This is a genomic window from Sphaerisporangium corydalis, assembly GCF_025506355.1.
Lineage (GTDB): Bacteria > Actinomycetota > Actinomycetes > Streptosporangiales > Streptosporangiaceae > Sphaerisporangium > Sphaerisporangium corydalis.
In genome coordinates this window covers 78,315-90,563 of record NZ_JANZYP010000038.1, presented here as the reverse complement: position 1 = coordinate 90,563, position 12,249 = coordinate 78,315, and the positions used below count along the sequence as shown (strand labels likewise).

The 12,249-nt window shown below is 67.9% G+C and carries 11 protein-coding genes; 5 read left to right on the top strand and 6 right to left on the bottom strand.

The features are described 5' to 3' along the window. The first annotated feature begins 864 nt into the window (after positions 1 to 864). Positions 865 to 1,683, top strand: coding sequence for a hypothetical protein (locus NYZ98_RS24505; RefSeq protein WP_262845402.1), 819 nt, complete (start codon positions 865 to 867; stop codon positions 1,681 to 1,683). 193 nt (positions 1,684 to 1,876) lie between these two features. Here the strand turns inward: NYZ98_RS24505 and NYZ98_RS24500 are convergent, their stop codons facing one another. Beyond that, a complete protein-coding gene (locus tag NYZ98_RS24500) occupies positions 1,877 to 2,146 on the bottom strand; it encodes a MarR family transcriptional regulator (RefSeq protein WP_262845400.1) in 270 nt (89 codons plus the stop codon). Between the two features lie 272 nt (positions 2,147 to 2,418). On the opposite strand from NYZ98_RS24500, the gene NYZ98_RS24495 reads away from it, so the two are divergent. Continuing rightward, positions 2,419 to 2,811: an STAS domain-containing protein gene (locus NYZ98_RS24495; RefSeq protein WP_262845398.1), complete on the top strand. Its 393-nt coding sequence runs from the start codon at positions 2,419 to 2,421 to the stop codon at positions 2,809 to 2,811. Positions 2,812 to 2,881: 70 nt separating this feature from the next. Here NYZ98_RS24495 and NYZ98_RS24490 read toward each other — a convergent pair whose 3' ends face one another. Further along, the gene (locus NYZ98_RS24490) at positions 2,882 to 3,946 is read right to left on the bottom strand and encodes an FAD-dependent oxidoreductase (protein ID WP_262845396.1); all 1,065 of its coding nucleotides are present in this window, start codon (positions 3,944 to 3,946) and stop codon (positions 2,882 to 2,884) included. Then, complete coding sequence (locus tag NYZ98_RS24485; protein WP_262845394.1) at positions 3,943 to 4,806, bottom strand: NAD(P)H-binding protein; 864 nt, start codon at positions 4,804 to 4,806, stop codon at positions 3,943 to 3,945. Before NYZ98_RS24485 ends, NYZ98_RS24490 begins: the two co-directional genes overlap by 4 nt. A 108-nt stretch (positions 4,807 to 4,914) precedes the next feature. Here NYZ98_RS24485 and NYZ98_RS24480 point away from each other — a divergent pair, with 108 nt between their 5' ends. After that, positions 4,915 to 5,844: an Lrp/AsnC family transcriptional regulator gene (locus NYZ98_RS24480; RefSeq protein WP_262845392.1), complete on the top strand. Its 930-nt coding sequence runs from the start codon at positions 4,915 to 4,917 to the stop codon at positions 5,842 to 5,844. 165 nt (positions 5,845 to 6,009) lie between these two features. Here the strand turns inward: NYZ98_RS24480 and NYZ98_RS24475 are convergent, their stop codons facing one another. Next, complete coding sequence (locus NYZ98_RS24475; protein WP_262845390.1) at positions 6,010 to 7,725, bottom strand: RNA polymerase sigma factor; 1,716 nt, start codon at positions 7,723 to 7,725, stop codon at positions 6,010 to 6,012. Positions 7,726 to 7,767: 42 nt separating this feature from the next. On the opposite strand from NYZ98_RS24475, the gene NYZ98_RS24470 reads away from it, so the two are divergent. Continuing rightward, positions 7,768 to 8,289 carry a hypothetical protein gene (locus tag NYZ98_RS24470; protein ID WP_262845388.1) on the top strand — a complete coding sequence of 174 codons (522 nt, stop codon included), beginning with the start codon at positions 7,768 to 7,770 and terminating at the stop codon, positions 8,287 to 8,289. Between the two features lie 594 nt (positions 8,290 to 8,883). Here NYZ98_RS24470 and NYZ98_RS24460 read toward each other — a convergent pair. Further along, positions 8,884 to 9,300 (bottom strand): N-acetyltransferase, encoded by a 417-nt coding sequence (locus NYZ98_RS24460; protein ID WP_262845410.1) that lies wholly within the window; start codon positions 9,298 to 9,300, stop codon positions 8,884 to 8,886. On the opposite strand from NYZ98_RS24460, the gene NYZ98_RS24455 reads away from it, so the two are divergent. Next, a complete protein-coding gene (locus NYZ98_RS24455; RefSeq protein WP_262845409.1) occupies positions 9,290 to 10,006 on the top strand; it encodes an aminotransferase-like domain-containing protein in 717 nt (238 codons plus the stop codon). The genes NYZ98_RS24460 and NYZ98_RS24455 overlap by 11 nt on opposite strands. 100 nt (positions 10,007 to 10,106) lie before the next feature. On the opposite strand, the gene NYZ98_RS24450 is transcribed toward NYZ98_RS24455, so the two are convergent. Then, positions 10,107 to 11,033, bottom strand: coding sequence for a hypothetical protein (locus NYZ98_RS24450; RefSeq protein ID WP_262845387.1), 927 nt, complete (start codon positions 11,031 to 11,033; stop codon positions 10,107 to 10,109). Between the last annotated feature and the right edge of the window lie 1,216 nt (positions 11,034 to 12,249).

Genomic DNA, 12,249 nt, shown 5'->3' with positions numbered 1-12,249 from the left:
CCTCGACGGCACCGGAGCATGGCGATGTGGTTCGACGGTCACCTCCGCGTTCACTCGGCCCAAGGTGGTCGCGGTCTTCGACCAGAGCGTTGATCTTCCTTTCAGGTTCGTGCCACCTACACCAAGGTCATCACACATCTTCTCGACCGCCGCACGGTACATCCCCCCGCGGCCCGAAACGCGTCGACGGCCTCGCACTGCGCACCTTCTCGGTAGATGTCCCGCATTTGATCTGGCGCGGAGGAGGGCAGCTCGCGGGGTGCCCGGTGCGGCCATGCCAGGGTTGTGGTGAGAGCGATCGACGTTCGTACGTCGTCGGGAGCCCGGGTCAGCAGCTCATGAATCACGCATGTCTGCTTGCAGAGCTGACACTCCAGTACATGCTCCACAAGCCGAAGCGGCGGCGGAGGCGGCGGAGACACCGCAGGGCCCGGACTAGACATATCCACGCTACTCCTAGCGTTGAAAGGTTCGTCCTTGAGAGCGGGCCAGATCTGCCTCCGCGACAAGTGGTTGAACGCCACCCCACGCCCGCAATTCTGATCAGGGCAGGTACCTGCGGGGGTACGGGGAAAGCGGCACCCACCCAATGCGCCGTGTGGTTCCGCAGCTGAGTGGATTCTCAGCGCCCCTCAGCGTGATCACAGCTCTGTCAGAGCAGGCTCGTCGAGTCGTCGAGTCGTCGAGTCACGGGGCTGAGGAGTTCGGATGAGAGCCGAGGCATTGAGCGGGCCGCGCAGGTGGCCCCGCGTTGCGGCGGTGTGGAGCTCGGCCTATGGGGTGGCCCACGTGTGGTGGCTGATGGACCCGGGGTCGCCCTTGGCTCCTCCTGAGGAGCCGTTCTCGCCTGGCCGGTGGGTGGCGGTGACGCTCGCCTTCATGGCCGCGGCGGTGTGCTCGCTGATCGCCGCCGGGACCGCACGCCACTGGGCCGCGCCTGCGCGGTGGACGCTGGTGGCGCTGGCGTGGGTGGCCGGGGCCGGGCTGATCATCTATTCGTACGCGGTCGCCATCAGTCTTGCCACCATGCTTTTCGGCCAGGTCGACCACTGGGGAAGCCTGTTGACCCGCGCGGCCGGAGCGACGGCGGGCGCGCTGACGCTGGCGTGTGCCGTCGCCGAGCAGCGCAGGGTTCGCCGGGCCTGCGTCCTTTGCGCCCGAGTGCACGGCCGTTCGCCGGAGCGGCGCACCGACCCCACACCGCGATGGGCCTACCTCGCCGCCTACGTCGCGGTCGGTGGTTGCGCCGCTCGGGTGACCGCGCTGGTGCTCGACTCCTTGACGACGGACAAGCCGTTGCCGTTCGCGCTCGGTTCGCCTTTCGCGATCTTCGTCGCCCTGATGATCGTGGCCGGTACCCTCCTGCCGCTGGCATTGGTCCACCGGTTCGGCAGGATCTGGCCGCGCTGGGTGGTTCCGCTGGCAGGACGCGATGTGCCGCGATGGCTTGTACTCGGACCCGCCTTGCTCGTCGGCGCGGGCATGGTCGGCTACTTCGGCGTGGCCGGGATGACGGCATGGATCCTTGGCAAGGGCAACCTTGCCCAGGCCCCGGTCTGGAAGGTGTCGATGGAGATGTTCGGCTACACCTTGTGGGGCCTGGGCCTGCTCGCCGCCGCCATGTCCTACTACGGTTTGACCAGGCGGGATTGTCCTCTTCGCAGGGCTCTGGTGGAAACCTAGGTTTCAGTGCGCCACTTCGGCACGGGCGTGCCCGATAATCGTGTGATCTGAGTTCCTGGTCCTGGTCACGATCGGTAGCGCCAACACCGCCTGCGCCATCGCGCTGTGCGCGCTGATACCTGGTGGGAAGCCCGACTGGTAGTCGCTCACCTCTCAGCCGGGCCGGTCGGCATCCTCCGGCTTGCGCGTCCGCTCATCGTGTGTTGGTGATGGGCTCGGCCAGGTCGTGGTCCACGAACACCTCGATCAGCCGGCCGACGGGGAAGGCGGCCTCGGTGGGGTAGCGCAGGTGCTGATCGGGATTGATGCGGTAGTGGTTGCGCCGCCCGACGCGTTCGCGGCTCAGGTATCCGGCTTGGTGCAGGTCGGTGATGATGCCGTGCACGGCACGCTCGGTGATGCCGATCGCCGCGGCGATGTCGCGCATCGTGGCATCGGGGTGGCGGGCGATCTCCATCAGCACCCTGGCGTGATGGGTCAGGAAAGTCCATCGGGAAGAGCTGCCCTCAGAAACGGTCACAACGGCGTCACACTTTCGCTTAGCAGGCTTACAACCACCACAGGTCCGCGGGGTACCCCCCGAACTTTTCATGAACTGTCTTTCCGGTAACGTGCTTCGGTGCATATTCTGTCCCGGAAGGAGTCCTCGCTCAAGGCAACCACTGTTCCGTGCAGCGCAGGAGCACGGGGCCAGATGTCTGAACCTCGCCTTCCCGCCGACTGGAGAGGTGATCCGTGAGCCCGGTCACAATGGCCTTTCGTCGCCTGCCCGCCGCTACGGTGGTCTGGGTCAGCGGCGAAGTCGATGTCACCAACTCCGCTCAGCTGGGAACCTTTCTCGCCGACGTCCATCCGCGCCCGCAGGAGCCGCTGCTGCTGGAACTGAGCGGTCTGTCCTTCCTGGATTGCTCCGGTCTGTGCGTCCTGATCGATGCCCGTGACCAGGTGCAGGCCGCCGGCGGCGGCGTGCACGTGGTCAGCCCGCACCCACGCGTGCTGCGCCTGCTGGAGATCACCGGCCTGGGACGGGTGGTGAGTCTCCACCCCGACCTGCCGCGCGCACTCCAAGCGGTCAATCCGCACACCGCTGCCACCGCGACCGACGTCACGGCTGGTCTCGGGGCTTGAGCGCGGTGCCCGGTAGATGAGGTAGCCGAGGGCGGGCGCGGGCCCGTTCGGCGCCGAAGGTCACGCGCCGTCAACTGGCAGGCAGGGGGTCCTGGCCGAGAACGCGCGAGCCGTTGGCGGCGGAGATGCGGACCGCGGCGAACCCGGAATCGATCATTTCCTGCTCGTAGGAGCGTAGTGCCGGGATGAGCGGGCCGCCGTGGGCGAGTACCGCGACCAGCGCCGCCGCGTCGCGTAAAGCGAGGTTGGCCCCCGCCCCGGCCGCCGGGCTCATGGCGTGGGCGGCGTCGCCGAGCAGGGTGACACGGGTGGTCTGCCAGGGCGGGATCGGGACGCTGGTGCGCAGCTCCAACGGGAAGACCTCGTGCCATTGGACGATCATCCGGTGGATGAGGGGGTGCCAGCCGTCCGTCATGTCCATGACGAGGGACCTGAGCCGCTCCTGTGTCATCAGGTGCAGGCCGGGTGGGAGGTCGTCGGCACGGGCGCCGAAGGAGCAGGTGGCGTAGTCGCGGGTGGGCGCGACGCCCATCGTGCGATGGCCTGGACCGGTGATCGCGGTGAATACGTTGTCCATGCCCTCGGCCAGCTCGGTGGGGATCTTGCCGTAGAGCTGGACGAGGCCGGTGCCGACGATGCGGATGTGTGGCAGGTACTGGCGGCGGACCGCGGAGTTGATGCCGTCGGCGCCGATCAGGACGTCGGCTGCGGCGGTGGTGCCGTCGTCGAAGCGCGCCGTCACGTGGCCGGCCGCGACCTGGAAGCCGGTCAGCCGCATGCCGTACGTGATCGTCTCCGCCACGTCGGCCAGCAGGGTGTCGCGGAGCGTCCGCCGGTCGATCGACAGGTGAAGTCCGCCGTGTTCGAGGACCTCTGACTTCTCAAGCATGGGATCGAAGCGGACAAAGCGGGGCGCGGGTGTGTGGGCGGTGGACAGGAAGGCCGCCAGCCGTTCCGGGGCCATCACGCTGGTCAGCGCGTCGATGCCCACGTCGCTCAGGTGCAGGCGGTAGCCCTGGCGGCGGATGAGCGGCGACGGGTCTCGCTCGTAGACGGCCACGCCGATCCCGGCCCTGCGCAGCCCGTTGGCCAGGGCCAGCCCGCCGAGGCCGGCCCCGATGACGATCACCTTCACCTCTGCTCGCCGCCGAAGTCCGCGGCGTGCTCGGCGGCCCACGCCGACAGCGTCGTGACGGGCGCCCCTGTGATGTCGCGCACCGTGGAGGTGACCTGCGGACGCGGGGCGGCGGCCATCTTGGTGTAGCCGTCGAGCAGCTCGTCGACGAAGCCGCCGGGGAAGTCGGGGTCGGCCAGCAGCCGGGCGCGCTCTTGCTCCAGCGTCAGCTCCTGCCAGCGCAGCGGGCGGCCGATGGCCTCGCCGATCAAGCGCACCTGTTCGGCCTGGGTCAGCACCTCGGGCCCGGTGAGGGTGTAGCGGTGTCCTTCGTGCCCGGGTTCGGTCAGCGCGTGGACGGCCACCGCCGCGATGTCGTCCTCGTGGATCGGTGTCATCCACAGCGAGCCGAAGGCCCCGCGGACGCTGTCACCTGCCTTGATCTGGTCGCTCCACCACAGGGTGTTGGTCATGAAGGTGCTGGGGCTCAGCACCGTCCACGCCATGCCGGACCGCTCGATCAGATGCTCGACGGTGGCGTGCCAGCGGGCGGCCGGGCTGGGCTGCTCTTCGGGCGCGAGCCCGGGCAGGGCGCCGCCGCCGGTCATGAAGACGACGTGGCGGACGCGGCGCTTGAGCGCGTCGACGATGGGGCGGCCGGGTTCAGCCGAGTGGAAGGGCCACATGAGGAACGCGGCATCGATGTCGTCGAGGGCACCGGGCGCCTCCAGGTCCGCGGGGATCACCTCGACGCCTTGGGGTAGCTTCGCGGCCTCCGGGTTGCGGCTCGTGGCTCGTACGGCGGCGCCACTCCAGGCCAGCCGCTCGGCCACCCTTCTGCCGACGCTGCCCGTTGCGCCGAAAACCAGGTAAGTGCTCATGCGTCAAGAATCCCGTCGCTCAGGCAGATCGCGCACCTCGTGTGCCGCCTTGTGGCGATAAGTGGCATGAAAGAATGAAATATGGTGAAAACTAGCGCGCTGGATGCGATGGACTACGCACTCGTGCACGCGCTCCAGATCGACGGCCGCGCCTCCTTCCGCACGATCGCCGACGTGCTCGACGTCTCCGAGCACACCGTCGCCCGCCGCTACCGGAAGCTGCGCGCGCACGGCGTCCTGCGCGTGGTCGGCTGGCTCAACGGCCAGCGCTTCGGCCGCACCTCCTGGTCGGTGCGGCTCGTGTGCACGCCGGATGCGGCAGGTCAGGTGGCCGAGGCCCTCGCCCGGCGCGACGACACCGTCTGGGTGCGCCTGCTGTCCGGCGGCACCGAGATCGCCTGCGGCGTCCAGGCGGGCGGCGACCAGGACGGTGACGCCCTGCTGCTGAAGAAGCTGCCGCGCACCCCGCGCATCGTGGCCATGTCCGCGCACGCGACCCTGCACATGTTCGCCGGCTGGCGCAGCCGGGTCGCGGTGCTCACCGACGAGCAGGCCGAGCGGCTCCGGCCCGCTCTTCCGTACGAGAAGGAGGTGTCGCTGAGCGCGCGGGACCACGCCATTCTGCGCGTGCTGGCCCAGGACGGGCGGGCCGGGTACGGCGAGCTGGTGGCGGCCGGCGGATGGTCGCACACGAGCGTGCGACGCCGCCTCGACCAGCTGCGATCCAGCGACACGCTCCGGTTCGACGTCGAAATCCCCTCACAAGCCCTGGGCTACCACGCCGAGGCCTGGTTGTGGATGAAGGTGGAGCCGTCGGCCCTGGCCTCGGTCGGCGAAGCCATGGCAGCCCACCCCGAGGCCGACGTGGTCGCGGCCACCACCGGCCCCACCAACCTCATGGCCGGGGTGGCCTGCCGTGACACCCGCGACCTCTACCGCTACCTCACCGAGCGGGTGGCACCGCTCCACGGCGTGCGCGAGCTGGAGACCGCGCCCGTGATCCGTACGGTCAAGCGGGTGGGCACCTTCCTCTCCTGAATCTCATCTCTCAACCGGGCTGATGCCTCGCTGACACGATCACTGCTTCCCGCGCGGTCCGGCCACTGTCCGCCTGCGGCGACACCTCAGATGACGGCCGGTGGGGCCACAGGACGGCCTTCGCGGAGACGGCGATGGTGAAGGCCCTCGCGGAGGCGGCGGCCGTCAGAAGCGCAGGGCGCGTTCGGTCAGGTGTTTGACCTGTTCAAGGGCGTTTCCCGTGCCCTCGAACCGTAGTATCTCGATCACCAGGACGATGTTGCTCCGGCGGACGGACAAAGAGGCTGCCTTGGAGCAGTCGATGTTGCTGTACTTCTTCGTGCGCTCGGTCGGGGCCGGCACGTTCCACAGGCCGCAGACATAGAAGTTGTCGTCACCGAGCCCCGGCACCCGACCCATTTTCACGTTGAAGTCGTTGCTCAGTTGCGGAAGGGCGGAACGCGTCCGCTGCTCGAGGGTGTCGAACGCGGTCGTGGCCTTGCCTCCGGCGTCGTAGGTGGAGAGGTACAGGTACCAATCGGGCGGATGCTCCGGCGTGTCGTTGGGGTCGGAGAAATAGCCCCCGGCGGCGGGGCCCAGTCCTGACGCATCTGACACGGCTTTCGGCGATTCCCAGCTGTAGCAGGCGGACGACGATGCGCCGATCTCTCTTTCCGCGTCCGCCCGGCTGATGAGCGCGCAGGGGTCGGGCCGTTTGAGCGGGGCGGACGCCACGGCGCTGAGCGGGTTCAGGCCGAGCAGGGACGCCGTGATCCCGAGCGCGACCAGAATCACCGGCGCGATTCCCAGCGCGATGACGTACGGCTTGCTCAGCGCCGACCGCCGCAGGTGCCCGCCTGCGGCCTTGGCCGGGCGGGCGCGGAAGAGCTCGTGCAGGCGGCGCGGCCGGCGGGACCGCCGTCGCTTCGGCCGCTTCGGCCGCTTCGGCCGCGACGGGGGTTCGGGTTCGTCCGGTGGCCGAGGCGGGGTGTCGTGGTGCTGGACGGAGCGGCTGAGCTGGTCGAGTTGCCGCATTACCCGCTCGCGTAGTTCGGTGGCGTAGACGACCGGGACCAGCGCGGGGGAGTAGGGGGCGATCAGGCGGCGGCGCAGGGGGTTGCATACCTCGCACTTCTGGCAGGTCGAGCAGGTGTCGAAGTGCCGGACGATCTGCTCGCGGACCTGAGCGGTGAAAGTGTCGCCGTCTCGGGCGACGGCGCCGAGGATGATGCGGTCGAGGTCGCGGCAGACCCGGCGGGCGTCGCGGAACAGCACCAGGGCGGCGAAGCCGTTCTCGGCGAGCTTGCGGATGCGTTCGGCGGTGTTCTTGGCCTGGTCCGGTGTCATGTCGAGGTGGTCGGCGAGCGCCTTGCCGTACAGGCCGCGGCGCACCGACGCCTCGTACATCCGCTGCTGAGCGGCGGTGAACGTGGTCACGACCTGGGTGTCGAGCAGGTGGCGGACCCGGTCCAGTCCGGCGGCGTCCTCGGCGCGGCTCATCTCGAAGCTCTCGGCCGGAGTCAGGCCGAAGCTCTCGTCGAGATCCATCTGGGAGACGTCGTTGACGCCGAGCATGTCGAGGGCGGGACGGTGACCCTTGCCGGGGCTGCCACCGCGCATGTACCGCATGGTGCGCCGGTCGGCGATCCGATAGAGGAAGCCCGCGAGCGCGTCGGGATCGCGCAAGGTCTTGTCCTCGGCGAAGTACCGGATGAGCTCGGCGAAGGTGTCGGCGGCGGCGTCGACCGCGCCGTCCTGGTAGCGGAGCCGGTCGGCGCAGAACCGCAGGATGCGGAGGTGGTAGCGCTCGTAGATGGCGTGCAGCGCGGCCCGCCTGGTCAGTGGATATGACGCTCGGACGACCAGTTCCCGGTCGGATAACTCCTCAGGCTCCTCGCGCATGGTCATCACACCCTCGGCGGCGCGGCACGGCGCCCCGAGAAAATGACGGAAAAATCTTGGTTTCTGCGCGGACCTCCGGCCGCGGCGCGCCACAACCCTTCACACGGCTTCGGCCCGAGGAGGAAAACAGATGATCCACGCCTGGATCGGCGCCATTCGCCCGGCGTCATGGTGGTGAAAGACATGAGAAAAGGTGATTTATCCCAACTGACGGGAATGGCAGGAATGGTGGCAGGTGCCCCTTTCGCGATCGCCGCCGCCACGGTGCACGGTACGCCTGGGCTGCTGGTCGGCGCCGCGGTCGTACTGGTGGCCTCGCTGGCCTCATCCGACAGGGTGTTCTGGCTGGTGACGCTACTGCTGCTCAACCGGCACCAGCGGTGGGCCTGGGCGCAGACCCGGTCGGCCGCCTCCACCGGACGCCTCACCGAACCCGCCCGGGGCACCGTGGAAACGATCGCCCGCGCCCGGCTCGCCGCACTGCGAGAAGACAACGCGGCCGGTGCCGCTCTTTTCGCTGACAATGCCCGCCCTCCGCATCAAGAGAAGCCCATTGGTGGGTGACACGGTATGTGACCCGGCCGCCACATCTCTCTATCGGAATATCCGCGACCGCGAATAACAAATGCGAATACGCGGTCATCTGCCTGGCGAGCCGGTGTCCAGGGGAAGCGGCTCGTCAGCGCGGAGGGCGGCCTTCGCGGGGGTGGCGGGCTGGTCGTAGGCGCGGACGCCGTCGTGGGAGTGGTCGATGCGGGCCTTCCAGATGGGCGGCGCCGCGGGTGGGTAGGCTCCCGGTGCCCTCGACGGCGGACCAGCCGGACGCCTGGGGAGTCGAGCGCAGGATGCACTCGCTCTCTTCGGCGATGGCGGCCGGCAGGGGGCCGGGAGTCACGGTCTCGGCGGTGGCGACCAGGGCGTCGACGTACGCCGTCGGATGGGCGCCCTTCGGCATCACTCCGGCCGCCGCCAGCCGGCCGTGCCGGACGACGTGGATGTCCCAGCCGCCGTCGAACCCCAGGAGGGCTGAGCAGGAGGTCCCCGCCCCCCTGGTCGGTCGCTGAAACGGATTCGGGGTGGTGACGACGCCAGCCGATACGAGCCGAACACAGCCGACAGGAGCCGGGACCCGGCCGGTCCTGGACCGGCGGGCGAAGGTCAGACGTGCCGCTCGAACCGCGGCGCGGGCGCCGGGATCGGCGAGCCGATCGGCCGACGGCGGTCGTCGTCGAAGTGGACGCAGCCGCCGCCGTACTCGGGGAAGGCCGTTCCGGTCTCCGCGGTCAGCGCCGGGAAGAACCGCTTGGCCTCCGGTGACTGGCCGGAGGTGGACCAGGTGTAGCCCGGGCCGTCGCGTAAGGCGCGGCTGATCAGGCGGCGGCCCACGCCACGGCGCTGCCATTCGGGGGAGATGGAGATCTTGTTGATGCTGCCGCGGCAGCACTGGTCGCAGACCTGCCACACCAGCCGGGCGATGTCGTAGTCACGGGCGTCGTAGGCGTACATCGAGGTCGACGACGAGGGGCTGCGGGTGGACCGGCTGACCGCGTCCAGGGCGGGCGCGGTGCTCGTCACACCCGCCCACCAGTACCCGACCGGTGTGGTGCTCTCGGCCCGCCGGCGGATCGACCTGCTCGACTGGGCTCGCACCAGCGGCGCGTACGTCATCGAGGACGACTACGACGCCGAATACCGCTACGACCGCCAACCCGTCGGCGCCCTCCAAGGGGTCGCGCCCGATCACGTCGTCCACGCCGGTAGCCTCTCCAAGAGCCTCGCTCCCGGGCTGCGGCTCGGCTGGCTGGTCGTCCCACCGGCGCTACGCGAGGAGGTGGTCGCCGCCCGCGCGCGTAGTGACCGGTTCACCACCTCGATCATCCAGGCCACCGTCGCCGAGTTCGTCCAGCGCGGCGACCTCGACCGGCACCTGCGGCGCACCCGTCGCAGCTACCGCCAGCGGCGCGACGCGCTCATCGCGGCCCTGCGCCAGCACCTGCCCGCCTGTCGTGCGACCGGCGTCTCCGCGGGCCTGCATGTCCTGGTCAGGCTGCCCGACGGCATGGACGCGATCCACCTGGCCGCCACCGCCGCCCGGCACGGCATCCTCCTGCAGCCCCTGGACCGCTACCGGTCCAGCCCGGCGCCAGGCCCGCACCCGGCCCTCGTGATGGGCTACAGCAGACTCACGTCCCACCACATCGAAGAAGGCATCCACCACCTCGCCACCATCCTGAACTCCGGCGGCGTCACCACGCGACCCGTTGGAGACGACAACGGGTGACACCGCAAGGTCGGTCAGCCAGTCGTCTCCTCCCACGCAGAACGCATGGGCCACACGCCGGCAGGATCCGGGTGGCCATTTGTCCTGATGACCTGGCCCTTCATACACCTGGTGGCGCACCAGAGAGTCGCGAGGAGAGGTCATAGACCATCGTCGAGACGGCCTCTTCCAGTGATAGCTCATCTGCGTCGTCGGTCCGTTCGACGCAGCCGAGGATCAACGCCAGGAGCCCGGTGCCAAGCAACGAGCGCTGCTTGCGATGGTCGACAATGCCGACCTCGGGATCGATGAGAGCGCGCAGAGCCACGCCTTCTGTGATGGCTGTCATAAGGGTGACAAGCATGTCGAGCGTCATGCCGGTGCGTAGTTGCAGACCTCGAACGCGAAGTATCTCCGCGCATACCTCTATCCATGGCTCCATGAGGCCATGGTGGTTCTCGGCCATGGCTTGGCGGATGGTGTCATCCCCATCGGCTGCCGCGACGGCGATGAGTTCGAGCCGGAACTTCGGCCTGTCGATGAAGGTCATCAAGTCCCGATAGCCCAGCTCGTGCATGGCCTCGACGAAGTGCGGGCCGTCGATCAGCTGCTCAATGACATCCGCCGTCTCGGTGACGTCGCAATGGGAGGGTTGGTACTTCGACCAAAGGCCGAAACGGAGTAAATCGGCGATGAAGTCCGAATGGGACCTCCAGGTGCTTCGCATCGTGGACACGCTGCCCATTTGGGGGAACGGGTCAGGGTTGTTGTTGACCTCTGCGGCCACTGTGCGCTGCGACAGAAAGCTTAGAACCGGACGATCAATGGAGGTTTCGTCGCCCGAATCTCTCAGTGTACGGGTGGCATCAGGGCCTAGATGGCGTTCGACCAGGCGCATGGCCGCGGCGATATAAGCCGCGGTGACCGGATCGTTGGCCAGTCTGGTACGGCTGAAGGCCGTGCGGCGGTCAAGCCGCCGCAGGACCTGCGACAGGTCCTGGTTGTAGGGGTGAGGGAGCTGTTGTTTCAGCGTCTGCTTATCAGCCACACACTCATAATCCGACGCCATAGCCATACATGTACAGGCGCGCGGCTGCGCGGTAGTGCGCACCTGCGCCCTCGCCGGTGTGTCCGCGCATGCGCGCTCTCGATAACTCCACGTCCCTTGGCCTAGAAAAGGGTCTGACCGGCACGCGCGAGCGGAAACGGCGATCGACGAGATTCCGACCAAACGATCACCTAACAATGATCACTGCCCAGTGCAAGCCATCCGGCGCGATTGCAGCCAAATTTCGGTCATCACAAAGAACGCGTCGCTCTTGTCCAGCGGCAAAGGCGGCGAAGACAGACTGGAACATCAAGAAAGGAAGAAATGAAGCGAAGATTGATGACGCTGCTCGGTGCCGCGAGCGTGAGCATTCCGTCGCGATTCCCAGCCCAACGCAGGCTCAAGCCGGTGCACTCGCCGGTGATGCCACCAGCAGGCTCTCCTCCAGTTCAGGAAATCGAAAGCACCGGCCGACGTGTTGTTCCGCCGCGCCGCTTACGCCGTGCGAGCCGGGACCGGTTCGCCTCACCTGCCGGTGACGGCCTCCGGCATCGCCTGCCGCGGTTCGCCGCGGCGCTCCTGAGCCTGGTCGTCATGGCCGTGTGCCTCGTCTCGACCTCGGCCGCGCCGTCATCCGCTGCCACCACCCGCGCGATCACATCTAGGGAATGTACGAGTTTTCCTGGATACCGATCGACCTTCCTATTTCCGCCATACTGTCAAATGGTTCATCAGAGAAAGGAAATGGGACGACAGCGAGAAGCCTTAAGTGCAATCCCGAACATGGTCAACGGAACGGAGATGAGTTACATGCAACGTGTATCGAACTTATCCAAGGCGGCCTTGGCGGTGATGGTCGGAGCCCTGCTTCCGGGATTCATGACCCCCGCCTACGCCGACACGAGCACGGCCATGGCCAACGCCCCCACCTGCATGCACGTTGACCTGGACGACTCCGGGTGGACGGACTATCTCACGGTTACGAACGCGTGCGGCTCCTACCAACGCGCCAAGGTTATCCTCGCGAACGCCCCCGACCTTTCCTGTACAGGTTATTCGAGTGGCCAGTCGCGAACCTGGAGATGGGGAGCCCCTGGCAGATTCGACGGGCTCGCTGGCTGCTGACAGGTGAAGGGGAAATGTAGATACCCTGCAATTCGCAACGTTTCCCTGCATGCGGTCGTCACTCACAGAGTGAGCGTCGCAGAAAGCTCGT